General features: G+C 72.4%; 26 protein-coding genes. 6 read left to right on the forward strand and 20 right to left on the reverse strand.

The window, feature by feature from the left end:
- Window positions 1-71: 71 nt before the first annotated feature.
- The 3 genes from ABZ956_RS21150 to ABZ956_RS21160 are packed head-to-tail and all read left to right on the forward strand — an operon-like array spanning window position 72 to window position 5,204.
- On the forward strand, window positions 72-449 hold the full coding sequence (locus tag ABZ956_RS21150) for a CU044_2847 family protein (RefSeq protein ID WP_361895689.1): 378 nt from the start codon (window positions 72-74) through the stop codon (window positions 447-449).
- A gap of 19 nt (window positions 450-468) precedes the next feature.
- Window positions 469-4,680, forward strand: a complete 4,212-nt coding sequence (locus ABZ956_RS21155) for a trypsin-like peptidase domain-containing protein (protein ID WP_361895692.1) — start codon at window positions 469-471, stop codon at window positions 4,678-4,680.
- Window positions 4,665-5,204: an LppP/LprE family lipoprotein gene (locus ABZ956_RS21160; protein WP_361895694.1), complete on the forward strand. Its 540-nt coding sequence runs from the start codon at window positions 4,665-4,667 to the stop codon at window positions 5,202-5,204. Before ABZ956_RS21155 ends, ABZ956_RS21160 begins: the two co-directional genes overlap by 16 nt.
- A 50-nt stretch (window positions 5,205-5,254) precedes the next feature.
- On the opposite strand, the gene ABZ956_RS21165 is transcribed toward ABZ956_RS21160, so the two are convergent.
- From ABZ956_RS21165 to ABZ956_RS21240, 16 genes are all read right to left on the reverse strand, one after another.
- On the reverse strand, window positions 5,255-6,235 hold the full coding sequence (locus ABZ956_RS21165) for an esterase family protein (RefSeq protein ID WP_361895696.1): 981 nt from the start codon (window positions 6,233-6,235) through the stop codon (window positions 5,255-5,257).
- 35 nt (window positions 6,236-6,270) lie between these two features.
- Window positions 6,271-7,284 carry a hypothetical protein gene (locus ABZ956_RS21170; RefSeq protein WP_361895699.1) on the reverse strand — a complete coding sequence of 338 codons (1,014 nt, stop codon included), beginning with the start codon at window positions 7,282-7,284 and terminating at the stop codon, window positions 6,271-6,273.
- 13 nt (window positions 7,285-7,297) lie between these two features.
- Window positions 7,298-8,347 (reverse strand): hypothetical protein, encoded by a 1,050-nt coding sequence (locus ABZ956_RS21175; RefSeq protein WP_361895702.1) that lies wholly within the window; start codon window positions 8,345-8,347, stop codon window positions 7,298-7,300.
- 234 nt (window positions 8,348-8,581) lie between these two features.
- A complete protein-coding gene (locus ABZ956_RS21180; protein WP_361895705.1) occupies window positions 8,582-10,078 on the reverse strand; it encodes a serine/threonine-protein kinase in 1,497 nt (498 codons plus the stop codon).
- A 63-nt stretch (window positions 10,079-10,141) separates the two neighbouring features.
- Entirely contained in the window at window positions 10,142-10,954 is an 813-nt protein-coding gene (locus tag ABZ956_RS21185) for a serine/threonine protein kinase (RefSeq protein ID WP_361895708.1), read from the reverse strand.
- A gap of 106 nt (window positions 10,955-11,060) precedes the next feature.
- Window positions 11,061-12,473, reverse strand: a complete 1,413-nt coding sequence (locus ABZ956_RS21190; RefSeq protein WP_361895711.1) for a nucleotide pyrophosphatase/phosphodiesterase family protein — start codon at window positions 12,471-12,473, stop codon at window positions 11,061-11,063.
- On the reverse strand, window positions 12,470-13,651 hold the full coding sequence (eboE, locus tag ABZ956_RS21195; protein WP_361895714.1) for a metabolite traffic protein EboE: 1,182 nt from the start codon (window positions 13,649-13,651) through the stop codon (window positions 12,470-12,472). The genes ABZ956_RS21190 and eboE overlap by 4 nt, the downstream gene beginning before the upstream one ends.
- A 33-nt stretch (window positions 13,652-13,684) precedes the next feature.
- Window positions 13,685-14,572: a TatD family hydrolase gene (locus ABZ956_RS21200; RefSeq protein ID WP_361895717.1), complete on the reverse strand. Its 888-nt coding sequence runs from the start codon at window positions 14,570-14,572 to the stop codon at window positions 13,685-13,687.
- Window positions 14,542-15,252: an EboA domain-containing protein gene (locus ABZ956_RS21205; protein WP_361895720.1), complete on the reverse strand. Its 711-nt coding sequence runs from the start codon at window positions 15,250-15,252 to the stop codon at window positions 14,542-14,544. Before ABZ956_RS21205 ends, ABZ956_RS21200 begins: the two co-directional genes overlap by 31 nt.
- Complete coding sequence (locus ABZ956_RS21210; RefSeq protein ID WP_361895724.1) at window positions 15,249-16,109, reverse strand: sugar phosphate isomerase/epimerase family protein; 861 nt, start codon at window positions 16,107-16,109, stop codon at window positions 15,249-15,251. Before ABZ956_RS21210 ends, ABZ956_RS21205 begins: the two co-directional genes overlap by 4 nt.
- The gene (locus ABZ956_RS21215; protein WP_361895727.1) at window positions 16,106-16,993 is read right to left on the reverse strand and encodes an SCO3242 family prenyltransferase; all 888 of its coding nucleotides are present in this window, start codon (window positions 16,991-16,993) and stop codon (window positions 16,106-16,108) included. Before ABZ956_RS21215 ends, ABZ956_RS21210 begins: the two co-directional genes overlap by 4 nt.
- Window positions 16,990-18,156 (reverse strand): inositol-3-phosphate synthase, encoded by a 1,167-nt coding sequence (locus ABZ956_RS21220; protein WP_361895730.1) that lies wholly within the window; start codon window positions 18,154-18,156, stop codon window positions 16,990-16,992. Before ABZ956_RS21220 ends, ABZ956_RS21215 begins: the two co-directional genes overlap by 4 nt.
- Window positions 18,157-18,188: 32 nt before the next feature.
- Complete coding sequence (locus ABZ956_RS21225) at window positions 18,189-18,314, reverse strand: hypothetical protein (protein ID WP_361895733.1); 126 nt, start codon at window positions 18,312-18,314, stop codon at window positions 18,189-18,191.
- 465 nt (window positions 18,315-18,779) lie between these two features.
- Window positions 18,780-19,046 (reverse strand): hypothetical protein, encoded by a 267-nt coding sequence (locus ABZ956_RS21230; protein ID WP_361895736.1) that lies wholly within the window; start codon window positions 19,044-19,046, stop codon window positions 18,780-18,782.
- Between the two features lie 53 nt (window positions 19,047-19,099).
- Window positions 19,100-19,726 carry an N-acetylmuramoyl-L-alanine amidase gene (locus ABZ956_RS21235; RefSeq protein ID WP_361895989.1) on the reverse strand — a complete coding sequence of 209 codons (627 nt, stop codon included), beginning with the start codon at window positions 19,724-19,726 and terminating at the stop codon, window positions 19,100-19,102.
- 29 nt (window positions 19,727-19,755) lie between these two features.
- A complete protein-coding gene (locus ABZ956_RS21240; RefSeq protein WP_361895739.1) occupies window positions 19,756-19,986 on the reverse strand; it encodes an e9imm peptide in 231 nt (76 codons plus the stop codon).
- A gap of 174 nt (window positions 19,987-20,160) precedes the next feature.
- Here ABZ956_RS21240 and ABZ956_RS21245 point away from each other — a divergent pair, with 174 nt between their 5' ends.
- Window positions 20,161-21,240, forward strand: coding sequence for a MerR family transcriptional regulator (locus ABZ956_RS21245; protein ID WP_361895742.1), 1,080 nt, complete (start codon window positions 20,161-20,163; stop codon window positions 21,238-21,240).
- Between the two features lie 32 nt (window positions 21,241-21,272).
- Window positions 21,273-21,938 carry a hypothetical protein gene (locus tag ABZ956_RS21250; RefSeq protein ID WP_361895745.1) on the forward strand — a complete coding sequence of 222 codons (666 nt, stop codon included), beginning with the start codon at window positions 21,273-21,275 and terminating at the stop codon, window positions 21,936-21,938.
- 53 nt (window positions 21,939-21,991) lie between these two features.
- Here the strand turns inward: ABZ956_RS21250 and ABZ956_RS21255 are convergent, their stop codons facing one another.
- From ABZ956_RS21255 to ABZ956_RS21265, 3 genes are all read right to left on the reverse strand, one after another.
- Window positions 21,992-22,774, reverse strand: coding sequence for an ATP-grasp domain-containing protein (locus ABZ956_RS21255; RefSeq protein WP_361895748.1), 783 nt, complete (start codon window positions 22,772-22,774; stop codon window positions 21,992-21,994).
- 67 nt (window positions 22,775-22,841) lie between these two features.
- Window positions 22,842-23,402 (reverse strand): GNAT family protein, encoded by a 561-nt coding sequence (locus tag ABZ956_RS21260; protein WP_361895751.1) that lies wholly within the window; start codon window positions 23,400-23,402, stop codon window positions 22,842-22,844.
- A gap of 138 nt (window positions 23,403-23,540) precedes the next feature.
- Window positions 23,541-24,533: a GNAT family N-acetyltransferase gene (locus ABZ956_RS21265; protein ID WP_361895754.1), complete on the reverse strand. Its 993-nt coding sequence runs from the start codon at window positions 24,531-24,533 to the stop codon at window positions 23,541-23,543.
- Between the two features lie 305 nt (window positions 24,534-24,838).
- Between ABZ956_RS21265 and ABZ956_RS21270 the strand changes: the two genes are divergently transcribed.
- On the forward strand, window positions 24,839-25,678 hold the full coding sequence (locus tag ABZ956_RS21270) for an SDR family NAD(P)-dependent oxidoreductase (RefSeq protein WP_361895757.1): 840 nt from the start codon (window positions 24,839-24,841) through the stop codon (window positions 25,676-25,678).
- 37 nt (window positions 25,679-25,715) lie between these two features.
- Here the strand turns inward: ABZ956_RS21270 and ABZ956_RS21275 are convergent, their stop codons facing one another.
- Window positions 25,716-26,270: a MauE/DoxX family redox-associated membrane protein gene (locus ABZ956_RS21275; RefSeq protein ID WP_361895760.1), complete on the reverse strand. Its 555-nt coding sequence runs from the start codon at window positions 26,268-26,270 to the stop codon at window positions 25,716-25,718.
- Window positions 26,271-26,439: the final 169 nt, after the last annotated feature.

Consider the following 26,439-nt stretch of genomic DNA (forward strand, 5'->3'; position numbering starts at 1 on the left):
AAGCGCCTCGCGGCGGCGCTAGAGTTCCGCGCATCACATCGCGCTACGTCGTGGAGTCGGGGGAGGACGCGATGCCCGAATTACTCAGGGTGCCGCTGGAGAGCGGCGGTTCCGTGCTGGTCGAGGTCGGCGACGGGCCGCAGGCGGTGGTCAGGGTGGCCAGGCCCGGGGGGATGGTGACGGAGGCGTCGCAGACGCTGGAGCGGGGGCTGGAGAGTGTGCGGGAGGCCGCGCACGCGGTGCTCGGCAAGGTGGCGGACCTGCCGCGGCAGCCGGACAGGATCACTTTGGAGCTCGGGCTGAAGCTGTCGGCGGAGGCGGGCGTCTTTCTCGCCAAGACCGCCGGTGAGGGCTCGCTCACCCTCACCCTGGAGTGGGACAGGCAACGGCCGGAGGCCGTGCCGGTCACCCGGGCCGTCGCCGCGCGCAACGGCGCCGTGGCGGGTTGAGGGCGCGAGGGGCGTAGCGGTGTCCGGACCCGTGCCCAACCCCGGCATCGCGCGCCTGTGGTCGCGCGGCCCGTGGGCCGCGCCGCAGGGCGCCGGCTTTCTGGCCGGCCCGAGGACCGTGCTCACCTGCGGGCATGTGGTGTCGGCCGTCGCCGGGGAACCGGAGCACAGCCCGCTCGCGGCGGGGCTGACCGTCGATCTGGACTTTCCGCTCGTCGGGCGTACGGCCCGTCGGCAGACCGCCCGGCTCGTCACGCACGTCCCCGTCGCGGAGGACGGCTCGGGCGACATCGCCGTCCTCACGCTCGACGAGGACCCGCCGCCCGGGGCCGGGCCCGTGCGGCTGCTGGACGTGGAGGCGGTGCGCGGTCACCCGTTCCGGGCCTTCGGCTTCCCGGAAGGTGACGACGAGGGCGTCTGGTCGCTCGGCACGATCGTGGACGACCGCGGCCGGGGCTGGCTGCAGATCGAGAGCACCGGCGCCTGCGAGATCCGGCAGGGCTTCAGTGGTACGCCGTTGTGGGACGAGCGGTTCCAGTGCGTGGTCGGCATGGTCGTCGCCACCGACGAGCGGTTCCTGCAGCGTGCGTCCTACGCCATCACCGCCGACGTCCTGTTCGAGGTCCACCCCGAACTGCGCCGCCATGCCGCGCTGCCGTCGCCGTTCCGCGGGCTCGAGTCGTTCCGGGAGCAGGACGCTTGCCACTACTTCGGGCGCTCCGAGCAGATCAAGGCGCTGACGGAGGCGGTCACCACGTCGTCGGTCGTCCCGGTCATCGGGGTGTCGGGAGTGGGCAAGTCCTCGCTCATCCATGCCGGTCTCGTCCCCGAGCTGCGCGGGCGCGGGGACTACAGCATCGCCTCGCTGGTGCCGGAGCCCGCCCTACGGGCGGAGGACATGCTGGCCTCCGCCCTGTTGCCGCTGCTCGGCACGCCGGGCGACGTCACCGACCGGGACGGCCGGCTCGCCGGGCGGCTGCGGGAGGGGCGGGAGGGACGGAAAGGAACAGCCGCGCCGGTCGTCAGGGAGCTGCTCACCCGTTCCGGAACGGCCCAGCTCCTCCTGATCGTCGATCAGTTCGAGGTGCTGTTCCGCTGTGCGCCGGACGCTGCCGACGCCCTGGTCGAGCAGTTGGTGGGCATGACCGGGTGGCGCACCGCGGACGGCGGGCCGCTGGTACGGCTGGTCTTCGCCCTGCGGCTGGACTTCCTGAAGGCCATGCGGCGCTTCCCGGCGCTGGAGCGGGTGTGCGAGGCATCGCCCGTGCTCGTCGACCGGCTGGCCGGGGAGCAGCTGCGTGACGTGGTGCTGGCCCCGGTCGCCTCGTTCCACGGGGCCGTACGGTTCGAGGACCGGCTCGCGGAGCGGCTGCTGTCGGACGCGGGCCGCAGCCCCGGCGCGCTCCCCCTGCTGGAGTTCGCCCTGACCCTGCTGTGGGAGCGGCAGCGCCACGGCGTCCTCGGCCATGCCGCCTACGAGGAGATCGGCCGCGTGGCGGGCGCCCTCGCGACGCACGCGGAGCGGGTGGTCAAGGAGCGGCTGGGCGACGTACGGGAGGAAGTGCGGCGGCTGTTCGTCCAGCTCGTCCGCCCGGGCGACGGCGGCGTCGACAACCCGGTCGACACCGGGCGCACCGCGCGCCGCCCGGAACTGCACCCCGCCTGCTGGGAGGCCGCCCAGCTGCTGGCCGTGCGGCGTCTGGTGCACCTCGACCGCGCGTCGGACGGCGTGGAGACGGTCTCGCTCGCCCACGAGGCGCTGCTGGAGCACTGGCCCGCGCTGCGCTCCTGGGTCGACGCCGACCGGGGCTTCCGGAGCTGGCAGGAGCATCTGCGCGAGCGGATGGCGCGCTGGGAGCAGAGCGGCCACGACCGGGCGCTGCTGATGCGCGGCTCCGAGTTGAAGCAGGCGCGGGAGCGGCTGCGGGAGCGGCCCGACGACGTTCCCGAGGGCGAACGCGCCTATCTGCGGGCGAGCATGGACTGGCGGCGGCGCCGGCGGTCCCGCAGGGCCGTCGTGGCGACGGCGGTCGCGGCGGCGATGGGCACCCTGGCCGGGACGGGTCTGTACTCGGTGCGCGGCAGCAAGGCCGCCGAGCTCTCGGCCGGCCTCGTACAGCAGGCGCAGCGTCAGGCGGACGCGCACCGGGAGACGGCCGCGCTGCTGTCCGTCGCCGCGTGGCGCACCGCGCCCACCCAGCAGGCGCGGGACAACCTGTTCGGCCGCTATCTGGCGGACGCCCCGTACGACGCCGTCCTGCCCGCCGGCGGGGCGGTCGCGGAGACGGCGCTGGACGACTCCGGCCGGGTCGTGGCGGTACGGACCGGCGCGGGCCAGCTGTCGGTGTGGCGTCTCGGGGCCGCCGGCGGGCCGTCGGCGATCGTGCGGATGGACGGTGTGACGGCCGTCGCGGTCAGTCCCGACGGCACCCGGCTGGCCCTGGGTGGCGCGGGCAACCGCGTCCGGATCTGGGACGTGCGCGATCGGCGGACGCTGCTGACGCTGCGGACCACGGCGAGCACCGCCAGCACGGAACAGGTTGTGGACGAGGTGCGCTTCGACCGCACGGGGCGCCGTCTGGTGACCCATCCCCATGCGGACGACGCGGCCCAGATGTGGGACCTCGACCGTCCCACGGCCCGGCCCGTCCGCCTGGAATCGCTCGGCGAGAGCAGTGCCGACGGGTTCGCCTTCACCGAGGACGGCGCGTACCTCGTGGCCGCGGGTCCGCTCTCCCGGCCGGTCTGGGACACCCGCACGGGCCGCCTCGTCCGCCCGGGTTTCCCCGATGTGGACACCGACGTGGCGCATGGTCCGCGCCCGGTGGCCGCGACCTGTGCGGACGGGGCGTGGCGGCTGGCCGGCGTGGCCACCGGCAGGGCGGAGGCGCGGCTGTCCCAGGGCATCCCCTGCGCCACCGGTGACGAGCTGGCCGGCGTCTCGGACCGGGTTGTGCTGGCCCGGCGGAAGGGCGCGGTGACCGTCCATGACGCGGCCACCGGGCAGCCGCTGTTCATGCTGCCCGAGGACGGGCCCGCGGGGCGCTTCACCCGGTACTCCCTGGCCGGCACGAGCCGTCGCGTCGTGTTCGCCCGCGGCACGGACGTGCTGGTCACCACCGCGCCCGAGCCCGGCTCGCTCGAGACGTCCGCCATGTTCGTCTGGGGCGAGGCGGCCTCCGGCCAGCACGACGAAGAGCTCGCGCGGTTCTCGCCGTCCGGCCGCTATCTGGTCACCCAGGGCGTCGGCGGAGCGCTCGCGGTGTGGGATCCGGCGACCGGGCGGCGGGTCGGCGCGAGGGGGACGGCCGGGATCGTGAGCCCCGCACGGCTGGCCTTCGACGCCGCGGAGAAGACGCTGGCCGTCAGTGAGGCCGCGGACCAGTCGGTGACGCTCTACAGCCTGCCCGAGCTCCAGGTGCGGCGGCGGGTACGGGTCGATCCGCCGCTCGGTACGCCGCCGGGAGCCGGCGGGATCGGCGGGCTGGGCTTCACCGGGCAGGGCCGGCTGGTCACCTTGACGGGTGGCGCCGTCTCGCAGTGGGACGTCAGCACCGGCCGCGAGGTGGGAGGGGCCCTGGTGTTCCGGGAGGACGCGGCGGTCGACCGGCGCCGTCACACCGCCACCCTGGCCGTCGACCCCACGTCGGAACGGATCGCCGTCCCGACGCCCGACCTGCGCGGCGTGGAGGTCTGGGACCTGCGCGGCCGGCGGCGGACGGCCGTGCTCGCCCGCGGGTTCAAGGCGCCGCTCGCCGATCAGGACGCCGTGCGGTTCAGCCCGGACGGCGGGCGTCTGCTGCTGCTCGGCAAGGACGGCAGCGCGGAGGTGTGGGACGCGGACGGCGCGCACCGGCGTATCACCGTCCCCGCCGCCGCCTCCCGCAGCACGGCCTTTCTCTCCGCGCCCGCCGCCTCCGGGCAGGTCGTCAGTGTGCGGCCGGGGGTCGTGGAGCGGTGGGGCCCCGGCGGATTGGCGGCCCAGACGCGGCTGCCGGCCGCCGCTCGGGTGCGGGCCGTTCTGCCGTCGCCCGACGGCCGGCGGCTGCTGCTGAGCACGGCCCGGGGTACGGAAGCGGTCTTCGTGCTCCGACGGGCCTCGGCAGGGGACTGGGCCGCCGAGCTGTGCTCACACGTCACACGCGACATCTCACGGGGGGATCTGGAAACCGTGCGGTACGGAATGCTGGAACGTGCTCTGTTGGGGGTGAGGGCATGTCGCGACCAGTAGGGATCCGCGTGGCCGTGGCGAGCCTCTGCCTGCTGCTGGTGACGGCGTGCGCGTCGGCGGCGGAGGGCGGCCGGCCGGCGGCGAGCCCGTCCGTCTCGTTGTGGAACCCCTCGGCCGGGCGCTCGCCGGTGGCCCGCGACGAGCCGTTCGACGTGGACCGCGCGATGCTGCGCGTCAAGCGCCTGGGCTTCACGGCCGACACGGAGCCCGCCACTTTGAAGAACCTCCGCGGGCCGCTGCGCGCGATCCACGGCCACTGCACGAACAGCGCCGACGGCACCTGCGTGTCCGTCTTCTTCTTCGTCGGCAACGAGTACGTGGGCTACGACGCGGCGGGCATCGCGCAGTCGACGATCGAGAGCCAGGACGGTACGACGGTCACCCTCGTGTATCCCGTCTACACGCCCACCGACCCACAGTGCTGCGCGTCCGGGGGCAAGCGCACGTACCGGGCTCGCTGGGAGGGTGGCAAGGTGACCTTCACGCCGCCGCTGCCGGAGAACCCCAACCGTCCCGGGACGTGACCGGGCGCGGGGCGACGGGGAAGGGGCCGTGTCCCCGCGCCCCGCGGTTCCTACGCCTTGCGGAGGCGGTCGATGATGCCGTCGATGTCGCGGATCATCATGTCCTTGCGGATGAAGTGACCGCCGGGCTGCTCATGCGCCTCGTACGGGATCCCGGCGCGGTCGAGGGCGCCGCGGAACTCCCGCTGGCCGACGAGCACCTGGGGCTCGTTGATCCGGCTGAACCAGTCCACCGGCTCGGGGCTGGTGCCGGCGACCAGGAAGATCCGCTTGTTGCGGTAGCTTTCGATGCGCTCCATCGGGTTGTCGGCGCTGACCCTGGCCTGGTCCCAGAACGGCGCGCCGTAGACCGTACCGCCGCCCAGGTCCAGGGCGGAGGTCACGTTCGCCCAGTGGACGACCAGGCCGCCGTCCCGGCGCAGGCTGGCCGGGCCGGAGTGGGAGCTCACCGAGGCGAAGTGGCCCCAGTACTTGGCCGCGTACTTCAGCGCGCCGAAGCCGCCCATCGAGAACCCGGAGACGGCCCGGCCGTCGTACTCGGCGTAGGTCCGGAAGTTGTCGTCGATCCACGGGATCAGCTGGGAGATGTGGAAGTGCTCCCAGTTCCGGGGGCCGACGTTGGAGCTGACCGGGTTGGAGTACCAGCCCGTCTGTCCGCCGTCGGGCATCACGACGATGATCGGCTTGCCGGCGGTCCACTCACGGACGCCCTCGCGGTCGAAGGTGATGAAGTCCTGCTTGCCGCCGTGGAGCAGGTACAGGACCGGATAGCGGCGTCCGCTGGTGTGGTAGCCGTCGGGGAGCAGGACGTTGACGGCAGGCTTCCAGCCGATCGCCGCGGTCTCGAAGCGGTAGTACCACATGCGGGGGTCCTGCTCGCCCGCTTCGACGATGTGCAGTCCGTGGCCGTCGCCGGCCGCGCTGGCCGACGCGGCCGTCGCGAGGACGGTACCGCCGCCCAGCGCCATCGCCGCGGACATTCCGCCGATGGTCTTCAAGACGCCTCTGCGGGTGGGGCGGTGCTCGCTCATCATGTCCTCCTGGTCGGGAAGTGAGTAGTGATCCGTCAGTTGTTGGGGGTGGTCCAGGTGCCCTTGGCGGGGCTCCAGTGGATAGTGACCTTCTGGAACTTCTGGGCCTTGCCGCCGCCCGCCTCGTCCATCTCGTCCGTCAGCGGATAGCCCAGCGCCTTCTCATGGCCGGCCTCGTGGAACGCCTTGTAGATCTCCCCATGGACAGGGTGCGAGCCCGTTTGCTGCGACCACAGGAACAGCCCGTGTTCGAAGAACTGGTAGCGGCCGCGCGTGCCGTCGGGCGCGGCCGACGCGTCGGCCTCGTCCATCGTCGGGAAGCCCCAGCGCCGCTCGGCGTCCGTCGCCCAGAACTTGTTCAGGATCTCGCCGTGGATCGCGTAGGCCGCGTCCGGGTGCCAGATGATGATCCCGTTCTGGAACTGCTGGAAGCGGCCGCCCATCATGGAGTCGCGTTCGCCTCTGACCGGCGGGCCCAGCACGCTGCCCAGGCCGCCCATGCTGTCGTACTTGGCCCTGATCGAGCCGTAGGGCATCAGGTCGTCCAGCCGGTTGTAGCGGCGGGGTGAGAATCCCCGGAGTCCGTTGCTCCACACCCGTTCCTCGGCCACGTGCCCGAAGTCGTAGGTCTCGCGCACCACCGGCTGGGTGTGGGCCGCGTCCGCCCACCGGGCGAACAGCGCCACGTGGTCCGTGCCGCCCGAGTCGCGCAGCAGGGCGTCACCGGGCTGGAGGTCTTCCGCGGGTATCTCGGAGGTGACGTTCCACAGTGCCCAGGTGGTCTGGGACGAGCCGAGGTGCCAGGCCATCGAAACGAAGCCCGAGCAGTCCGGGCGATAGCAGCCGAACTGGTTGCGGTAGCAGCCGCTCTGGCTGTACGGGACCTGCTCGGCGACCCACGACCACGCGCGGTCCATCACCTCGCCCCGTCCGATCGACCCGTCCGGTTCCGACGCGCCGGCGGCCGGTGCCGCGCAGAGCGTGGCCGCGATGACCGCCAGGGTCAGGGCCACCGCTCCCAGCACGCGCTGAATGATCGGCGATCTCATGGCTGTCCCCTGTTCAGTTGTTGGGGGTGGTCCAGGTGCCCTTGGCGGGGCTCCAGTGGATGGTGACCTTCTGGAACTTCTGGGCCTTACCGCCGCCCGCCTCGTCCATCTCGTCCGTCAGCGGATAGCCCAGCGCCTTCTCATGGCCGGCCTCGTGGAACGCCTTGTAGATCTCCCCGTGGACAGGGTGGGCGCCGGTCTGCTGGGACCACAGGAACAGCCCGCGTTCGAAGAACTGGTACCGGCCACGGGTTCCGTCGGGGGCCTGCGCGGCATCGGCCTCGTCCATCGTCGGGAAGCCCCAGCGCCGCTCGGCGTCCGTCGCCCAGAACTTGCTCAGGATGTCGCCGTAGATCGCGTAGGCCGCGTCCGGGTGCCAGATGACGATCCCGTTGCGGAACAGCTGGAAGCGGCCGCCCAAGGCGGAGGCTTCCTCGGCGCGTACCGGCGGGCCGAGCGGGCCGCCGTGCCCGCCCAGGCTGTCGTACTTCGCCCCGATCGTGCCGTACGGCTGGAACGCCTCGTCCCGCATCGCCCGGGCGTGACCCTCCACTTGGTCGTAGCGTTCGGGGTAGGCGGAGCGCTGGACCGCCTGGGCGAGCTGCCCGGCGGTGCTGCCCTCCATGCGGGGCTCCATCTGCAGGGCCACTTCGAAGAACTTGTTCGCCGCGTAGTCGACGTCCAGGATCTGCTCACGCGAACCCCAGCCCTGCGACGGACGCTGCTGGAAGACACCGAGCGAGTCGCGGTCCCCGCAGTTCAGGTTGTTCATGTGCGACTCGACCCAGCCCGTCTCGAAGCCGGCGAGCATCACCTTGTCGGACACGTTCAGGCGCTGGCCGACCTCGTAGACCTTCCGGGTCACCGCTATGTCCCGCTCGGAGGGGACACCGCAGAACGCCTCGGCCGTCCTGGGGTGCCCCAGAGGACCGGGCACTCCGTCCGCGCTCTGCGCCCATGCGGGGCTGCCCAGGGCGGACACGGCTGCCAGGGCCAGGAGAACCGCTGTTCCGCGTCTCGAGCGACGTGCAGCTGCACCACGCACGTTCTTGCTCCTTTGCATCGGAATCACCTTGGGGTGGGAAGGCTCGGGGTTACTCACCGGTCCGGGGACCGACGGCCCGCAAGGTAGCCGCGAAGCTCCGGGGCACGGCATCCGGAACGATCCGGGGTGACAGCGGCCGGCGATCTCCGGTAGACCTCTGTGTGCCGTGAACCCCGGCATCCACCGCCGACTCGGGAGACAGACGTGTGCCTCACGGCGGTGAGTTCAGCGCTCCGGGGGCTCCCCGCGCCCTCACCGTGCGGGTGTGGGACGCGGGCACTGCGGGACCGCGGGGCGGTCCTTCGTTCGCACGGCGGGCAGCCATGCGGTGGGCCGTGCGGAACCGGCCGGGAGACGGACGCGGTACCACTGGCCGGACCACGTGCCCAGCTCGTCGACGATGGACACCCCCTGGGGGAAGTGGCAGTCGACGGCGAGGACGTCCCCGTGCCATACGCGGGTCGGTACGACGTTGTCGATGGTGTAGGGCCGCAGAGGATCGATCGCCAGGCCGAGGCTGCACTCCGGGTCCCGGTCCGTGCGGTCGGTGCAGCGCTGTTCCGCGTTGAACACCCGGATCCGGCCGGCGGCTTCGGCCCGGGTGCCGGCCGATGCCTCGGCTGCGCTTTCGCCGGGTGCGGCCGCCGAGGCGGATCCGCCGTCGCGTACGGCGTACGACCAGCCCGCCACGAGGGCCCCGCACACCGCGAGGGCCACGAGGGCGGCACGGGTTCTTCGCCGCCGCCCTGCCGCCGGGCGCCCGCTCCCGCGGTCGCCGGCGGGCCGTCCCGCCTCCCCGTCGGCTGCTGTTTCCGTCTCCTGGCGGGCGGTGATGCGCGCCAGGAGACTTTTGGCGGTGTGCGCGGCACGCGCGGTGTGGGTGGGTGCCAGGCAGTCGGCGGCCAGCTCACGCCAGAACGGCGGTACCGCGTTGTCCATGCGCAGCGGGGCGCGCCCGTCGGCGTACTCCTGTGTCGCGGCGGCGCGCGCGACGGGGGTGGCGCCGGGAAACGGCGAGGTGCCGGACGCGAACACCTCGTGGATCATGATGCCCAGGGCCCAGATGTCGGCGCTCGGCCGGACCCGTACGCCGTGCTCGCCGAGCGGGGCCTTCCAGCGCTCGGGCGGGAGGTAGTCGAAGGTGCCCATCGGGGGTGCGTAGCCGTGGGTGCCGGTCAGTTCCGTGACGAGCCCGAAGTCCGAGAGTTTGACGGAGCCGTCGGCCATGAGCAGGACGTTGTCGGGTTTGAGGTCGCCGTGCACCCAGCCGGTGCCGTGCAGGTGTGCCAGGCCCTCGCAGACCTCGGTGATCAGCCGGGCGCCTTCGGCCGTGGTCACGGCGGCATCGAGCCGGTCGCGCAGACTGCACTGGGCACGCTCCATGACCAGCACGATCGCGCCGTCCAGGAACGGGTGGCCCGGTTCGCTGAGCACGATCGAGTCCAGCAGGCGGATCAGTCTCGGATGGCGGGTGCGGCGGCCGAATTCCACTTCGCGCCGGGCGGTTTCCGCGATCTTGCGTGCCTGGCGCGCCGCGAGCCCCTCGGTCAGGAGGAACTTCAGCGCGACGTCTTCGTCGTCCGTGGTCCGGCCGGCGCCGCCCGGGCCGTCGTCGACCGCGCGTCCCGCGTAGACCGTCGCCCAGCCGCCGGCCGCGATCGGCGCGGTGACCTCCCAGCGGCCGACGCGGTAGCCGCGCGGGAGCGGCTCCACGCCGTCACTTCCCGAGGTGTCGTACGGCTCTCGCACCGTCCCCTCCCCCGGTCCCCTGGCCGTACCCGGCTATGCCTCCGCTGCCCGCGATTCCGCGGCTCATCGCGCCGTCTCCCGCTCCTGGGTGCCCGCTTGGGCGCGGGGCGGCAGCAGCGCGAGGTGCTCCTCCCGTACGAGTCCGAACCGCAGCGCGAGTCCGACGATCGCCTCCCGCTTGCCGTTCCGGCGTGCTTCCCGGCGGGGTTCGGAGCCGGCGGGGGCGCTGATGCGCATCTTCTCGTCGGCGAGGTAGTCGATGTGCGCGCTGACGGCCCGGGCCGTCAGCGGGCCGCAGGCGGCGTGTCCCCTGAGCCGTTCGACGATCTGGGGGGTGGTCGGCACGGCGACCGGCGACTCGTCGCGCAGCCGCGGTTCGCAGAGCGCGACCAGTACGAGGAAGTACGTGGCCGTCTCGTCCAGGGAGTACGCGGTGACCGTGCGGCTTCCCCACTGGCCGCCCACGCCGTCCGGGTCCAGGTAGACGTGGTCGGGCGCGAACACCTGGAAGGCGACCGTGGTGCTGCCGCGGGTGGGCAGCACCACCCGGGAGAACTCGAAGGGGATGGGTGCTCCGGCGCGTCGTGGTGGCACCCTCAGGTACTCCCCCGCCCCTTCCGGGTTCTCCACCAGGTAGCTCTGGGTCGCGCTGTGGTTGCTGAGCTGCCAGTGATCGTCGGTCACGCGGATCTCGCCGGCCAGCCGGGAGATCGCCGCGTCGGCGAGGCGGAGTTCGACCGGGGTCGTGGCGGACCCTCTCCCGAAGCGTGCCACTTCACCCGGGCCCAGCCGTAACGTCACCGCGTCAGCGCACGGTTCCCCCTCCGCACCGGCGTCACCGCTCCCCTGCGGCAGATAGACCACTATCCCGCTCATTGCCCCCTCCTCGCACCCCCGTCAACGGCTGTCACGCACGCCGAACGTTACACATCCCCCATCCCGCACCGGAATGTGCTGCGTGGTCAGGTCCGGACCAATGAGGTCACAGGGCCCGTACGGCGGCCGGACGGGCGAGTTCCAGGAGGAGGCCGGGGACGTCCGTCGCGCGGTAGTTCTCGCGCGCGGTGGCCGCGCCGTCGGAGCAGAGCAGGACCGGCCCGTCGTCGGGGTCGTCGGGCAGCCGGCCGTGGCTGCCCCGTACGTACGTCGCGTCGAGCGGTACGACGGACAGGGTGTACCTCAGTCCGAGCCGCTTGCGGACCAGTGCGGCGGCGGCCCGCAGCCGCACCAGCCGGTCCGCGGGGTCGAGGAAGAGTTCCGCCGGGTCGTATCCGGGTTTGCGGTGGATGTCGACGCAGCGTGCGAAGTCCGGGGCCCGCGCGTCGTCCAGCCAGTAGTAGTACGTGAACCACGCGTCGCGTTCCGCGATCGCGACCAGTTCGCCGGAGCGGGGGTGGCCGATGCCGTGCCGGGCCTTGCCCGCCTCGTCCAGGACGTGTTCGACGCCCGGCAGGGTGCCGAGGATGTCCCGGACGCGGGGGAGGTCGGCCGGGTCGGCGACGTACACGTGCGCCACTTGGTGGTCGGCGACGGCGAAGGCGCGGGAGGTCCAGGTGTCGAGGTACTCCATGCCGGCCTGGGTGTGCACGGTCAGCAGGCCGGCCTCGCGCAGGGCGCGGTTGATGTGGACGGGGCGGCTGACGGGGGTGATGCCGTATTCGGACAGGGCGACGACGGTCATGCCGCGGTCGAGGGCGTCCCGCAGCAGTGGGTGGAGGGCGGTGTCCAGGTCCTTGGCCGCGGCGACGGCCTGGGGCGAGCGGGGTCCGTGGCGTTGCAGGTCGTAGTCGAGGTGCGGGATGTAGACCAGCGTCAGGTCCAGGTCGCGGGTGCGCAGGAGGTGCCGGGCGGCGCCGGCGATCCAGCGGGTCGAGGCGATCGAGGCGTTCGGGCCCCAGTAGTCGAAGAGGGGGAACGGGCCGGCCAGGTCGGTGAGTTCGTCGCGCAGGCCGGCCGGGACGGTGTAGCAGTCGGGGGACTTGCGGCCGTCGGCGTGGTAGACGGGGCGGGGGGTGACGGTGATGTCGGTGCTCGCGCCCATGGCGTACCACCAGCAGACGTTGGCCACGCGGTAGCCGGGGAAGGCGCGGCGTGCGGCCTCCCAGACCTTCTCGCCGGCGACCAGCCGGTTGTGCTGGCGCCACAGCAGGACGTCTCCCTGCTCACGGAAGTACCAGCCGTTGCCGACGATGCCGTGGCCGGCCGGTTCCAGGCCGGTCAGCAGGCTGGACTGCACGGAGCAGGTGACGGCGGGGAAGACGGGGCGCAGGGGTGCGATGTGGCCGCCGCCGGCGAGGGCGCGCAGGCGTGGCATGTGCCGGAGCAGCCGGGGGGTGAGGGCTGCCACGTCGAGGACGAGGAGGGGCCTGGGGCGGCCGGTCGCGGGGACTGTCATGGGGTTTCCTCCCGGAGTCCGTGGGTCCGCAACTGGCCGCGTACCCAGTCCAGTTCGGCGGCGATGCCCTCGGCCAGTCCGCGGGGGCCGGTGGGGCGGGCGGCGCCGGGCAGGACCGACCAGGTGTAGGTCTCGACCTCGAGGTGGTCGGTGACCGGTCGTGGGCCCGCGGCGAGGGCCCGCAGGGTGGCGGCGAGGACGGATCGGGTGGAGGTGAGCGGTGGTTCGGGTTCGGTGTGCACGGGGATGTGGAAGTGGACCCGCCAGGGGCCGGTGCCCTGCCCGGCGGGGTCGTCGAGGGCGTCCGCGAGGTCGTCCCAGCGGTGGGGGCGCGGTAGGGCGCGGGCCCGGGTCTGGTGCAGGAAGCGCGGTTCGCGGAAGGTCTCCAGTGCCCGGCGGACGGCCGGGTCGGCCGGGGCGTCGGCCTGGAGGGCGCTGGAGAGCTGGGCCTTGACGACGGGCAGGCCGGCGGCGTCGAGCCGGCGCAGGGCGGTGCGGGGTTCTTCGAAGTCGGCGGCCAGGTGGCAGACGTCCAGGCAGACGCCGATGTGCCGGGTGTCGACGCCGTCGAGGGCGTCGGGTCCGGTGCAGGCGTCCTCGACGGTGGCGATGGCGCAGCCCGGCTCGGGTTCGAGGCCGACGCGGATGTGGCGGCCGGTGCGGTGGGCGATGCCGGCCAGTCCCTCGGCGAGCCGGTCCAGGGCGTGCCGGGCTCTGTCGCGGTGCCGGGCCGTCCAGGGGGTGCGCCAGCCGAGCGGCAGGGTGGAGATGCTGGCGCGGGCGGCGTCGTCGGGCAGCAGGGCAGCGAGCACGCGGGCGAGCCGGAGGGTGTGCTCCAGCCGGCGGGGGTCGGTCCAGTCCGGTGCGTACACGGCGCGTTTGACGACCGGTTCGTGGAAGCCGCGGTACGGGAAGCCGTTGAGGGTCACCACCTCCAGCCCGCGTGCGGTGAGTTCGGCGCGCAGCCGGGCCACGGCGGCGGGGTCGGTGTCGAGGGTGCTCGCCGCGTCGTGGGGCAGCCACAGGCCCAGGCCCAGGCGGCCGGTGCCGAGCAGGTCGCGTACGGGTTCGCCGTACGCGGCGAGCTGGTGGTGGATGCCGGTGAGGTCCTCGGCGGGGTGGACGTTGGTGCAGTAGGCGAGGTGGACGGTGCTGCCGTCGGGGTGGCGCAGGCGCATCGGTGTCCGTTCTGCGGGTGGGTGCGGGCGGGGTCACCGGCCGCGCAGGATGGAGTTGCCGAGGTAGGTGGCGGCGGGGTCCTGGCCGGGTGGGGGGCTCGTGCTGTCGCCGGGGTCGTGGGTGTCGTCGGGCAGGACGAGGCGTCCGCTCTGGCCGTAGAAGGCGACGGGGTTGCGCCACAGGACCTGGTCGGTCTGGTCGGTGGTGAAGCCGGCGTCGAGCATGGCCTGTGCGGTGCGGCGGGTGGCCAGGGGGTCGCTGCGGCCCCAGTCCGCCGCGGAGTTGACGAGCATCCGGTCCGTTCCGTGTTCGGCGAGGATCCGGACCATGCGCCGCGCGTCCATTTTGGTGTCCGGGTAGATGGAGAAGCCCATCCAGCATCCGGTGTCGGCGACCTGGGCGACGGTGAGTTCGGTGAGGTGGTCGATGAGGACCATGCCGGGATCGATGCCGCTGTCGCGCAGGACGTCGAGTGTCCGCCGGGTGCCGGCTTCCTTGTCGCGGTGCGGTGTGTGGACGAGCACGGGCAGGCCGTGGTCGACGGCGAGCTGCAGCTGGGTTTCGAGGGCGTGGTCCTCCTGCGGGGTGAGGGAGTCGTAGCCGACTTCGCCGACCGCGACGACCTGGTCCTTGGCGAGGTGGCCGGGGAGCAGGTCGAGGACGGGGGTGCAGCGGGGGTCGTTGGCTTCCTTGGGGTTGAGGGCGAGCGTGCAGTGGTGCCGGATGCCGAACCGGGCGGCGCGGAAGGGTTCCCAGCCGATCAGGGAGTCGAAGTAGTCGGCGAAGCTGCCGGGGTTGGTCCGCGGCTGGCCGGTCCAGAAGGCGGGTTCGACCACCGCCAGGATGCCGGCGGCGCGCATGGCTTCGTAGTCGTCGGTGGTGCGTGAGGTCATGTGGATGTGCGGGTCGAAGATGCGCATGGGTTCCCTGAGGTGTGGGGCGGTCGGGTGAGGAGCCACAGGTCGGCGGGGACCGGGCGTCCGGCGCTCGCCAGCTCGCGGGCGTAGGCGCGGGCCATGCGGGCGAGCTCGGTGTCGGCCCGTCGGCCGGGCGCGGCGACGGCGTGCAGGGGGATCGCCAGGTGCAGGCACTTGAGGACGCCGTGGCGATAGGTGTGCGGATCGAGGTGGCGGGTTCCGTACGGGCCTAGGGCGGCGGCCACCAGCCGGTCGTCGTGGGTGCGCAGGGCGTCGGCGGCGAGGGCGACCGCCTGGTCCCCGGGGTCGAGCACGCCGAGCGCGCGGAGCACCGCGCGCCGTTCGGCGGCGTCCCCGCCGTGGTAGACGGCCGCGGCCCGGCCGGCGAGTGCGGCGCCGTCTTCGCGGACGGCGGCGAGGAGGAGGGTGCGGACGGCGTCGTCCAGGGTCCAGGAGAGGGCTTCGGGCGGTGTGCCGCCGGGTGCCGGCGCGTGGTCCCGCCGCAGGACGGTACGGCCGCAGCGCCGGGCGGCTTCGGGGAACCGCCGGTGCAGCGCCGCCGGCTGGGCGGCCACTTCCGCGAGGGCGGCGTCGAGCCAGGCGGTGGCGGTGGGGTCGAGGCGTACGGCCAGCTCGGCGCGGAGGTCGGTGAGAGCGACCGGGGCGGCGTTGCCGAAGTTCATCGCGTCTCCTGGGGGCTGCGTGCGGCCGCGTCCCGGAGGAAGGCCAGGCAGGTGGCGGCGAGCGTGGGCGCGGCGTGGCTGTGCCGGGGCAGCTCGACGCTGGTCAGGCCGCGGTATCCGGCGTCGGCCAGGGCGTCGAGGACGGGCGGGAAGTCGATCTCGCCCTGGCCGAACTCCAGGTGCTCGTGCGTGCCCCGGCGCATGTCCTCGATCTGGACGTTGACCAGGCGCGGCCCGGCCCGTCGTACGCAGTCGGGCACGGGGGTGTCCTCCAGGCACCGGCAGTGGCCGATGTCCAGGGTCAGCCCGAAGCGCGGCGGGTCGCCGAGCCTGCGGCTGAGCTCGAAGTAGGAGTCCAGGGTGTCGGCCAGCATGCCCGGTTCCGGCTCGAAGCCCAGGACCACGCCGGTGCGTTCGGCCTCGTCCACGGCCCAGGCGCAGCCCCGCAGCAGCCGCTCGCGGGCGACCCGCGGGGGCAGTCCGGGCGCGGGTGCGCCGCTCCAGAAGGAGACGGCCTCCGCGCCGAGGTCGGCGGCGACGCGCATGGCGAGCGAGAGGTAGTCCTTGCGGCGCTGCGGCTCGTCGTCGAGGAGGGTCGGGCTGTGCTTGTGCCAGGGGTCGAGCAGGTAGCGGGCGCCGGTTTCCACGACGGTGGCGAGAGCGAGCCGGTCCAGCTGCCGCGCGGTGGCGGCGACGCGCTGCGGGAGACCGGGCGCGAAGGGGTCCAGATGGCAGTGGTCGAGGGTGAGCGCCACACCGTCGTAGCCGAGTCCGGCGAGGACGGAGAGGGCGTCGGTCAGCCGGTGGCCCGCGAAGCCGTTGGTGCCGTAGCCGAAGCGGAGGCGGGGCTCGCTCATGTCGGTGACGCCTTCCGGAACAGGCGGCGCGTCAGTGGCAGGCCGGCGAGAAGGCCGGCGGCGACCGGCATGGCGCCCGCGCGTGCGGCGCATGCCGCCTGCAGCGGCAGCAGACCGGCGATGCCCGCGGCGACGGCGCGCCGTACCCGGCGCGGGTGCGTGCCCGCGGTGGCCTGGGCCCCGGCGAAGCCCGCCGCGTACAGGCCGAGCGCTCCGGCCCGCGTCACGCCCTGGAGGCCGCCGTGGTGCGGGCCGGGCGCGGCGGCCAGGGCGGTGACGCCCCCGGTCGCGGCGATCGTGGCGCACAGCAGCCCCGCCCCGGCACCGTGCACCTCGCGGCTGCTGAGCGCGCTGACGATCAGTGTGTGTGCCCCGATGACCGCCGCGGCGGGCAGGGCGCGCCGCAGTCCGCCGTATCCCGCGCCCGCGAGGACGTCCAGCGCCCGTGCGGTGGCCATCGTCACCGGGCCGGCCACGGGATGACGCTTGGCTCCGAGGTCGTACGTCCACACGGTGGCGGCCAGCGGCACGGCGACCACGAGCGCCCGCGGCCCGCCCGCCGCACCGGCCAGGGCGATACCCGCGCCGGTCAGCCCGGTGGCCAGGGCGAGCGCGGCGCCGGGGGTGATACGGCCGGAGGGGATCGGCCGGGCGGGGCGCTCGACGGCGTCGGTGTTCCGGTCGGCGTAGTCGTTGAGGGCCATGCCCGCCCAGTACAGGGCGACGCAGGACAGGGCCGTCAGCGGTGCCGCCGCGCCGAGCGGCCGGCCCGCGGCGGCGGCACCGGCCAGGCTGTCGCCGGGTACGGTCAGCGCGGCCGGCGCCCTGACCAGCTCGGCGGCCGTCCGTACGGCCCGCAGGGCCCGCTCCCCCGGCGCCGTCATGGTGTCCCGCCGGGTGCCGCGGCGAAACGGAGCAGTTCGGCGTACTGTGCGGCGAGGCCGTACTCCGTGCGGCCGGCCGGGTCCTTGAAGAAGAAGCCGAGCGCTCCGAGCGGCCCGGTGGCTCCCGCCGCGTGTCCGGCGGCCATCAGGCGGGCCAGGTCCAGCACGAGCGGGGCGGCCAGCGCCGAGTCGCAGCCGTGCCAGGTGAACTGTGCGCTCATCCGCGTGCCGAGGAAGCCCTCGAAGGCGATGTGGTCCCAGGCGGTCTTCCACTCGCCGAGCGCGGGCACGCAGTCGATGTGCACGGTCCCCTCGACGGCGTGCCCCAGCATGTGCCCGAGGCCGCGCCGCTTCGCGTCGGTCTTGCTGCGCGCCGTCTCTGGATCGGCGAGGGTCGCGCCGTCGCCCCCGCCCAGCAGGTTGGTGCCGGACCAGGCCCGTACGCGCAGTGCGCGCGCGGCGAACATGGGGGCCAGGGCGGACTGCACCAGCGTCTCCCCCGTCTTGCCGTCGCTGCCCGCGTACGGCAGCCGGGCGGCGCGGGCGAGCTCGTCCAGGGCGGGCAGCCGGGCACCGGGCGAGGGGGTGAAGTCGACGTAGGGGCAGCCCGCGGTGAAGGCCGCGTAGGCGTAGAGGGAGCTGGGTGGCAGCACGTCCGACCGGGTGCGCAGGGCGTGCCGGAGAGCGGCGAGGTCGTGGTGCGCGGGGTGCGGGGTGGCAGGCGGCTCGGTGGAGGCGACGTTCACGACGACGACGCGGTCGAGCTGTTCCCGGTCCCGGAAGGCGGCGATGTCGGCGGCCAGGGAGTTCGCCGCTTCCTCCTGGGGCGCCGTGCTCCCGGCCGGACAGCCGGGGCGGATCTCCCGGTCGGCGGCGGTCAGCTCGTCCTCCAGGGGCGCGAGCAGCTGCTCGGGGAAGACGCCGGCCGCGGCGAGTTCGGCGGCGCGTTTGGGGAGGGGTGTGTCGGTGATGTCGTGACCGGCGAAGACGAGGGAGTCGAGCGGGGGGAGGTGGTGGTGCGGGAAGTCCTGCTGTTCGGTGACGCAGCCGGTCGGCGCTATGAGCCCGGCGCGCAGCGCCGCGGCTCCGACCACGGCGGTGGTGGCCACGGAGCCTCTCGCGCCGACCAGCCACACGCCCGTCCTGGGGTGTGATGCGTGCACTGCTGCCTCGCTTCCTGCGATGGGGGCGGGTGCTAGTGGCTCGGGAGACGCACGAGCACGGTGCGGTACGGCTTGAGCTCGAAGGTCGGCGCCGCGTGGACCCCTTCGGCCAGTTGCTGGTCGAGCACGCGGTCGGCGAGCACCTCCAGCTGGTGCATGCGTCCGATGGCGGCGTCGATCTGTGGCGGGTGGCAGGTGAATCCCGCGTCCAGGTCGTCGAGGACATGTGCCAGATCCGCCGTTCTTCCGACATCCGAAGCTGAGAACGGACAGCTTCACGCCATCGCACGAGCGGACGAAAGTCCCCCGATCACGATTGAGCCGGAACCCCTTCGCGTGGAACAGGTCGTCGTGCCTTCTGGCGGCCGGGGATTTTCGGAAGAGCCGGCGGGGCGGACGCGGACGTCAGGAGCGGAAGGGAGGATTCGAGGGCACGTACGAGTCGGCGCCGTGTCCAGCCACGGCGCTGAGCGGAGGGAGCCGGTCCGTCACAGGAAACCCACACCGTCTCCCGGTTCTCCACCCGCGGGCCCACGCCGGCCACGGCGTGGACCGCACCCTGCCCCCGAAAACTTCAGGCCGCCCGGCCAGGCGCTCCCGGCCGGGCGATCTGGCGTGGAGTATCAGCTCTGCGCGATGCCGACGACGTCTCCCCTGCTCTTGCAGACACTGGACACGACTCCCGCGTACTGGCTCACCACCGGAACACCCCCGAGTTCTTGCTGACATACCGTGGACTCGGCGGTCCCGGTGAGATTCCAGGCAGGCGCCAGGATCGCGCCGGTGGGATCGGCAGGGGCGTGGGCTTGGGCTGGGGCTGTGGCATGGGCCGATGACGGCACGGCCAGCATCGCCGCACCGAGCACACCGAAAGTGACGAATTTCCTCATACCCACTCCAACGACCCATGCGCTCTCCTGGATGCGCACACAGTCGACCGGTCTCACCCGGCGGCCGACCGTATGAGCCGCAGGTACCGGTCCCAGTCCCAGTGCGGCCCGGGGTCGGTGTGATCCGTGCCCGGCACCTCGGAGTGGGCGACGATGTGGGTCCGGTCCACCGGGATCGCGTAGCGGGCGCAGATCCCGGCCGTGAGCCGGGCCGAGGCGGTGTACATCGCGTCCGTGAAGCCGCCGGGCCGGTCCACGTACCCTTCATGTTCGATCCCGACGCTGCGTTCGTTGAACGCGCGGTTGCCGGAGTGGAAGGCCACGTCCAGCTCGCGGACGGTCTGGGCGACGTACCCGTCCTTGCGCACCACGTAATGTGCGGCCGCCTTGTGCAGGGGGTCGCGGAACACCCGGAGGGCGTCGCCATAACTGCCCTGGACCACGTGGACGACGACCCGGTCGACGGCGTAGTCGAACGGTCGGTCCGCCCGTCGCCAGTTCGCCGACGACGCGGCGACCCACTCGGCACCCGCGTGATCGAGCTCACCGTCCGTACGCGGTCTCTCCCGCCCGGCGACGCGCCACCACCACCGTTCGAGTCCGTCCCGCCCCGCGTATCCCGCCGTGCCCGCGGCCACCAGGGCGGCGCCGCCCCCTATCAGCACCGCGCGCCGACCCATGGCGGGCGGCCGCTGCCCACTGCCCGTCCTCACAAGGCGATCGGCCGGTAGGCCAGCGCCTGATCGACCACCTCGTCGGCCGAGAGCTCCCGCCCCGCCGGCCAGAAGATCAAGTCGCCGACGTGACCGGTCGGGCATGCCAGCGCTCTGTCCAGCGCCTCCAGCCAGCCGTCCGCCTCCTCCTCGAAGGCGTAGTCCACATCCATGATCCGCTGGACAAGCGCAACCGCCTCGGCACGGCTCATGCCCACTGCAGCCATCGGGCCCCCTCACATCGTCGCCCGCCCTGACGGCGCCCGTCCTGCGGTACAGGACTCACGGCCGCGGGCAGGGCCTACGGCATTATGCGCGGCTGAGCCGCGCACCGTGACCTTCTCTTCCTGTCCGGGGGCCTGTTTGACCTTCAAGCCGCTTGAACGCCGACAATCGCCCGCATGGACGACACCGACGCGCTGATGACCATCGGCGCCTTCGCACGCCGGGTGGGGCTGGCGCCCAGCGCCCTGCGGTTCTACGACGACTGCGACGTGCTGCGCCCCGCCTACGTGGACGAGGCGACCGGCTACCGCTACTACGCCCCGCACCAGGAAACCCGTGCGGTCCTGACGCGGCGCCTGCGCGAAGCCGGGATACCGCTCACGGATGCCTCGGTCCTCCTCGACGGTACCCGCGAGGAGGCCCGCGCCCTTCTGGAAGCGCACGCAAGGAAGGCACGCGAGACCGCGGCGTCGGCCCAGTCGGCGATCGAGGACATCCTCCGCGAACTGCCGGGCGGTACGCACCGGGCCACGGTGCGGCTCGGTGGAGCAGAGCTGGCCAGCGCCGTACGCCAGGTCGCCCCGGCGGTGGCGTCCGCTTGTGTACGGGAGGAGTTCCCGGTACTCGGCTGTGTCCTGATCGAACTCGAACGCCAGGAAGTGCGGCTGGTCGCCACGGACCGCTACCGTCTGGCGGTCCGTGTCCTGCGGCCCTCCTTCTTCGAGGGCGACCCGTGCCGCCTCCTGGTCGCCGTCCCGGAGCTGAAGGACATCGCGTCCTGGGCCATGCGTCTGCCGGACGTCAGCATCGAGGTGGACCAGCGGGGCGTGCGGCTGCGCGGCGACGGTACCGCACGTGACCTGACCACCCTCGAGGAGACGTTTCCCGACTACCAGATGATCCTGGACAACCTGCCGGACGCCCGGCACCGGATCATCGCCGACCGTGCCGCCCTTCGCGCGGCGATCGCCGAGGCCGGACACGACGGGCCGATCACCCTGCGCACCGACGAACAGCGGCTCACCGTCGCGTCCCGCGGACCGGTCACATCCAGACCTTCCGCCGTCTGCACAGGGGCGCCTGTGCGCATCGCCTTCGACCCGGGAGTGCTTCTCCCCGCGCTCGACGCCGGCGTCGGCCCCGACGTCCTGCTGGAGATCTCGTCGGCAGCGCGACCCGTGGTCGTCCGCTCCGCCGACCAGGGAAGTTTCACCACTTTGGTCATGCCGGTCCGCGACACCCCGACCGACGCGTGACGCTGCACCGAATCGATCGAGAGAGCGAGACCATGGACCCCCACAACCCCGTCGTCCAGCTGTGCGCCCGGGGCATGCGGGCCGAGGCCGAAGGCCGGGGCACCGACGCCCGCGCCCTCTTCCAGCAGGCGTGGGAGAGCGCCGGCGACGACTACGAGGCGTGCGTCGCCGCCCACTACCTCGCGCGGCACCAGCCCACACCCCGTCAGACGCTGCACTGGAATCTGGAGTGCCTCGGCCGCGCGGACCTGGTCGGCGACGACCGGGTCACCGGCTTCTACCCGTCCCTGCATCTGAACATCGCCAAGGCGTACGGGGACCTCGACGAACCCGGCAAGGCGCGCGAGCACTTCGAGCTGGCCGCCGCCCACATCGACGCGGTGCCGCCAGGGCAGTACGCCGACTGGACCCGGATGGCGATCGCCGAGGGACTGCGCGCCACCGGGGCGACCGGGCCGCGAGCCGCCGACGCCCTCCTGACCGCCCTCTTGACCACGTTCCGCGAACGCGGCGACCTCAAGGCCCTGGGCCTGATACTGCCCGCCTACCTCGCGGATCTCGGAAGGGAGGAGGACCGGGTACGGCTTGCCACGGCCCTGCACATGGTCCACGCCGCCCGATGGCTGCCGGAGGACGAACAGCACACCCTCGGCAAGGCCATCAGCACGCTGACCGACAGCAGCGCCCGAGCAGCCTGACCCGGCCTCTCCGCCCTGCTCCCTGACCTTCCGGATACCGAACGCTCCCACGTCTACGGAGCGTGGACGGCGGGCCGCGGCGGTGATCCGGCTGGTGTGCGGAGGTAGGGGCGGTTCCGTGCGGTGACGGCACTGGCCGGTCCGGTGGCCTGGAGGATGACGTCGAGGGCTCGCCGCGGGTCGGCGGTGTACAGCCCGCTCGCCCAAGCGGCGTTGGCCTCGATCACCGCCCAGCGTCCGTCGGTCACTCCCACGTCGACGACGATGGCGGTAGGCAGCGTATGGCCGCAACCGGCCAGCAGCTCAGCGCCGAAGGCCAACGCCTCCGGTGACAGCGGCCCCAGGCGCGGCTTGCCCCTCTCGGCGTACTGGCTGCCGGTGTGCACGATGCCGTCGAGCAGGTGCAGCCGGTACTCGGCGGCGAATTCCACCACGTCGCTGACCAGCACCGGCGTCCGCGGGTCCACCTCGTCCGGGCCGGGCAACCGGGAGCCGTCGGTGTAGACCAACGCCGGTATGCCCTTGTCGTTGGGCGACTTGATGAACGCGGGCCGGCGCAGGGCGTACGCCTCGCGGATCGGCATGGCGAGGATCTCCCGCCGCGTGAACTCCCGCGGCAGGCGCGCCAGCCAGTCCGCGGGCGCCTGCAGCAGGGCGATGCCCAGTACGGGTGCCACCGCGTCCGCGAAACCCGGCCCGGCGTGCACGTACTGGGCACGCACGCCGTCGGGTACCGCGAACGTGGGCAGTTGCACCGTGCGCAGACCGCGATGACGGGCGGCATCGCGCACCAGCTCCGCCGAGGCGGTGAGCCGGGGCGGCAGGACGAGGGTCATAAGGACTCATCATGACGGAAGGCCGGTGGCCGCCCCACCGAATATCCGACGGCCTAGCGCATTGAGCTCAACACGCCTGTCTGGCGGCCCGCCACTGCGGCGCGAGCACCGACCAGATCTCCTCGTCGTGCCGCTTCCCCCGGTACAGGTAGCTCTCCCGCAGCACGCCGTCCTTCGTCATCCCGAGCCGGCGGGCCACCGCGATGCTGGGCTCGTTCGTCGCCGAGACCCACCACTCCACGCGGTGAACGCCGCGCTCTTCGACGGCCCAATCGATGATCACGCGCACGGCCCGGGTCACCAGCCCCTTGCCGACGGCCGACGGCTCCAGCCAGCAGCCCGCCTCGGCGGTGCCCTGCTCGACGTCCATCCTCCGGAAGAGGACAGCGCCGACCAGGGTGCCGTCCGTCCAGATGCCGTACAGCCGCCCGGTGTCGGCCGCGGTCTTCCGCGCGTAGGCCTGGAGGAACGCCCGGCTCGACTCCAGGTCCGTGACGACGTCGGGCAGCGCGTTGTGCTGCCCGATGAACTCCCGTCCCCGGTCGATGTGGGCCAGGAACTCCGCGGCCTGCCACGGCTCGAGCGGCCGCAGCTGCGCGCCGTCGTCGCCCAGGGATATCGCGTACATCGTCACCTTCCGTGGTGGGAACAGGGCACATCAGCGAAGGGATCTTCGCATGGGCGCCCGCGGCGGCGCAGCGCCGCGGCGGCCCGCTCTCCCCCGGCCCCGATCGCGGTGGCCCGCTCTCCCCGGCCCGGATCCTCGTCACATGGCGATGATCACCCCGGCCATGGCCACCCAGCAGAGGGCCACCAGCAGCGGCAGCATCACCATGATCGCGCCGGTCGGTGAGGACTTCAGCCAGCTGTTCTCCGCCGTCTCCGTCTGTCTGCCCACTATCCGCTGGCCACCGTGCCAGGCCATGTACTCCTCGAGGTCCATGACCGCGTTCTTGCGGGCCAGCAGATAGCGCCGGCCGAACCGCAGCATCTGCGAGAAGGCCACCGAACAGCCGAATCCGATCACCGTGATGATCAACGCGAGGCTGCGTGCCACCTCCTTCGACTCGGCGCCGTCCTTGCCGAGCGACACCGCCACGGCGGCCGCCATGCCGGCCGTGATGTAGAAGAAGTTGTTCAACTTGTGCCAGTTGGTGGTGTCCTCGTGCTTGTAGAGGTCCACCGCGACCGCGTACTGGCACTGGAGCATGGCCTCGCGCGGCTTGCGCCAGACCCACACCGTGCGCTGTCGCCCGTCGGGCGGGGTCAGCCGGGTGAGCTCCTCGAAGCCGAGCTTCCGGTGGAACTGCGACGACGCCTCGTTGTACGGCTCGCTCACCACCGCGGCGATCACCGGACTGGCAAGCCACTGCTCGAGTACGTGGTGGTAGAGCCGTGAGGCGACACCCTGACGAGCGGCGCGCCGCGAGACGCACACCTGCTTGATCACCAGGAACGAGCCGAGGGCCGTCTTGATGCGGTGATTCAGCCACTCCTCCGGCTCCAGCCGCTCATCGCTGTACGCGAGGAGGAAGCCGACCACCTCGCCGCCCTTTTTGGCGACCCAGAAGTGTTCGGCGCTGGTGAGCCGGCCCCGGTAGTCGTCCAGCGTGTAGTCGGAGACGAGAAATCCGTCACGGCCGGCGGCCGCGGCGTCGGATGCGTCCAGGCGGCGGGACTCGGCAAGCGCCACGACATCCGCCAGATGTGTCTCGTCCGCCCGGACGATCTCGATCTTCTCCGTGCTCACAACACCCATCCCCGTCTCCCTCGCCTCTTGGTTGTCACCGGACGACAACCGCCACAACCTAGTCCCATACGAGCCAAGTTGGGATGCCGAGGTGAAGCAGTGGCTTCAAAGCAGACAGAGGATGTCTTGTTCGCTGAACTGCGGGGCGGGTGGGTGTGGGTGCCGCCGGCGGGCGGCCGCATGGCCTTCCTCCGCCACTTTCACCGTAACCGAGGGGGAGCTGGGTGGCATCGGCCCCGAGGCCGATGTTGCGCGACCGCTCGTTCCCTAATCTGGGGGAACCTGACGTGACCCCGGCGCGATACGGAGGGGAAATGGACGAACTGGAGAACAAAGTCGCCGTCATCACCGGTGCGGCAAGCGGTATCGGTCGCGGAATGGCAGAGGCGTTCGCAGACGCGGGAATGCGTGTGGTGCTGAGCGATGTGGAGGAGGCCGCGCTTCATTCCACCACCGGCGACCTGCGCGACGCGGGTGCGAACGTACATGCGGTAGTGGCCGATGTCTCGGAAGCGGAAGATGTCACGTCGCTCGCCGATTCCGCGCTCAAGAAGTACGGCGCCGTCCATGTGTTGTGCAACAACGCGGGCGTCTATGCCGGCAGCAAGCCGAGCTGGGAAAGCACGCTCGACGACTGGGCCTGGATCCTCGGGGTGAACCTGATGGGCGTCGTGCACGGAATCCGTGCCTTTCTCCCCGCCATGATCGAGCAGGACGAGGAGGCGCACATCGTCAACACGGCGTCGGTAGCGGGCCTGATGACGGGTGGCTCGCTGTACGGCGCGACGAAGTCGGCCGTTGTCGCGCTGTCGGAGACCGTACATCTCGAACTCGTCGATGGTGGTTTCAAGCCGCGGGTATCCGTGCTGTGCCCCGGCCTGGTCGACACGAACATCTTCCATTCGCAGCGCAATCGGCCGGCCCGTTTCGCGGATGCGGGGCCGTGGCCGAGGGACTGGTCCGTCGAGGCAGCCCGGCGGGCATTCAAGCTCGGCCTCAGCCCGCGAAGCGTCGGCGAGGAGGTGGTGCGGGCGATGCGCGAGGAGCGCTTCTACGTCCTGACGCACCCGGAATGGACCGAACACCTCAAGCACCGAACGGCGCGGATTCTCAACGGCGAGAACCCCACGCTGTTGCCGCCGCCGGGCAGTTGACGGCTTTGACCGCTCCTCACAGCAGGCGGCCGGCTCCTCATCGGAGGCTGGGAAGCAGGTCCGTCAGATCGTCCATGGCTGTCAGAACGAGACCGAGCAGAGCCCCTGCCCCGACGGCCGCCCAGAGTCCGGCGGGCGCCGCGGCCCCGGCGCCGTCGGCGAGGGAGGCCGCCAGGCCGAGTCCTGACACGGCCAGCAGCAGGACGTTGCGGGTGACGTGAGCGCCGGAGACCGGACGCGTGGTCGTACTCCGGCGGATCCCGGCCGCGATGACATAGGTGAACACCATGAGCGCGGCGATGGCCAGAACGAGTCCGGCGACGCCCGCAGGCCCGCTGGGCTGGGCCAGTAAGAGGACCACTGTCCCTTCCACCACGGTCACCCCAGCCGCGAGAGCGTGAGCGGAGGTGCCGCGCGCACCGGGCACCAGTCCGGTCACCGTGGCGCGGAAGGCCGCGCGCCTGCGGCGGCCGATTCTGGATGCCGCCGCGAGAAGAAAAACCACAGCGACCGCTGCCCTCGAACCCACGGCGACATACGTCACCAGAGCGCCCATTCTCCTCTGGGGTCCCTTCCGTCGGCACTGCGTCATCACGGCCACTGTGATGGTGCGCTTTCAGACGGCATGGCGCAATACCGTTGACAGACAACGGCTGTCGCCGAGCCGGAAGGGACCGGAGTGACGAAGGAATGGACGATCACGCGGCCAGAAGTCGACGTCTGATCGCCGCCAGCGCGGGTCACCTTGGTTGATCACAGTG

It is taken from the genome of Streptomyces sp. NPDC046261 (assembly GCF_040646235.1).
Taxonomy (GTDB): Bacteria; Actinomycetota; Actinomycetes; order Streptomycetales; family Streptomycetaceae; genus Streptomyces.

Coding starts and splice junctions, on each gene's coding strand:
- ABZ956_RS21150 (WP_361895689.1), top strand. CDS start 72: ATGCCCGAATTACTCAGGGTGCCGCTGGAGAGCGGCGGTTCCGTGCTG.
- ABZ956_RS21160 (WP_361895694.1), top strand. CDS start 4,665: ATGTCGCGACCAGTAGGGATCCGCGTGGCCGTGGCGAGCCTCTGCCTG.
- ABZ956_RS21165 (WP_361895696.1), bottom strand. CDS start 6,235: ATGAGCGAGCACCGCCCCACCCGCAGAGGCGTCTTGAAGACCATCGGC.
- ABZ956_RS21170 (WP_361895699.1), bottom strand. CDS start 7,284: ATGAGATCGCCGATCATTCAGCGCGTGCTGGGAGCGGTGGCCCTGACC.
- ABZ956_RS21175 (WP_361895702.1), bottom strand. CDS start 8,347: ATGCAAAGGAGCAAGAACGTGCGTGGTGCAGCTGCACGTCGCTCGAGA.
- ABZ956_RS21185 (WP_361895708.1), bottom strand. CDS start 10,954: ATGAGCGGGATAGTGGTCTATCTGCCGCAGGGGAGCGGTGACGCCGGT.
- ABZ956_RS21190 (WP_361895711.1), bottom strand. CDS start 12,473: ATGACAGTCCCCGCGACCGGCCGCCCCAGGCCCCTCCTCGTCCTCGAC.
- eboE (WP_361895714.1), bottom strand. CDS start 13,651: ATGCGCCTGCGCCACCCCGACGGCAGCACCGTCCACCTCGCCTACTGC.
- ABZ956_RS21200 (WP_361895717.1), bottom strand. CDS start 14,572: ATGCGCATCTTCGACCCGCACATCCACATGACCTCACGCACCACCGAC.
- ABZ956_RS21205 (WP_361895720.1), bottom strand. CDS start 15,252: ATGAACTTCGGCAACGCCGCCCCGGTCGCTCTCACCGACCTCCGCGCC.
- ABZ956_RS21210 (WP_361895724.1), bottom strand. CDS start 16,109: ATGAGCGAGCCCCGCCTCCGCTTCGGCTACGGCACCAACGGCTTCGCG.
- ABZ956_RS21215 (WP_361895727.1), bottom strand. CDS start 16,993: ATGACGGCGCCGGGGGAGCGGGCCCTGCGGGCCGTACGGACGGCCGCC.
- ABZ956_RS21225 (WP_361895733.1), bottom strand. CDS start 18,314: ATGCACCAGCTGGAGGTGCTCGCCGACCGCGTGCTCGACCAGCAACTG.
- ABZ956_RS21230 (WP_361895736.1), bottom strand. CDS start 19,046: ATGAGGAAATTCGTCACTTTCGGTGTGCTCGGTGCGGCGATGCTGGCC.
- ABZ956_RS21235 (WP_361895989.1), bottom strand. CDS start 19,726: ATGGGTCGGCGCGCGGTGCTGATAGGGGGCGGCGCCGCCCTGGTGGCC.
- ABZ956_RS21240 (WP_361895739.1), bottom strand. CDS start 19,986: ATGGCTGCAGTGGGCATGAGCCGTGCCGAGGCGGTTGCGCTTGTCCAG.
- ABZ956_RS21245 (WP_361895742.1), top strand. CDS start 20,161: ATGGACGACACCGACGCGCTGATGACCATCGGCGCCTTCGCACGCCGG.
- ABZ956_RS21250 (WP_361895745.1), top strand. CDS start 21,273: ATGGACCCCCACAACCCCGTCGTCCAGCTGTGCGCCCGGGGCATGCGG.
- ABZ956_RS21255 (WP_361895748.1), bottom strand. CDS start 22,774: ATGACCCTCGTCCTGCCGCCCCGGCTCACCGCCTCGGCGGAGCTGGTG.
- ABZ956_RS21260 (WP_361895751.1), bottom strand. CDS start 23,402: ATGTACGCGATATCCCTGGGCGACGACGGCGCGCAGCTGCGGCCGCTC.
- ABZ956_RS21265 (WP_361895754.1), bottom strand. CDS start 24,533: ATGGGTGTTGTGAGCACGGAGAAGATCGAGATCGTCCGGGCGGACGAG.
- ABZ956_RS21270 (WP_361895757.1), top strand. CDS start 24,839: ATGGACGAACTGGAGAACAAAGTCGCCGTCATCACCGGTGCGGCAAGC.
- ABZ956_RS21275 (WP_361895760.1), bottom strand. CDS start 26,270: ATGACGCAGTGCCGACGGAAGGGACCCCAGAGGAGAATGGGCGCTCTG.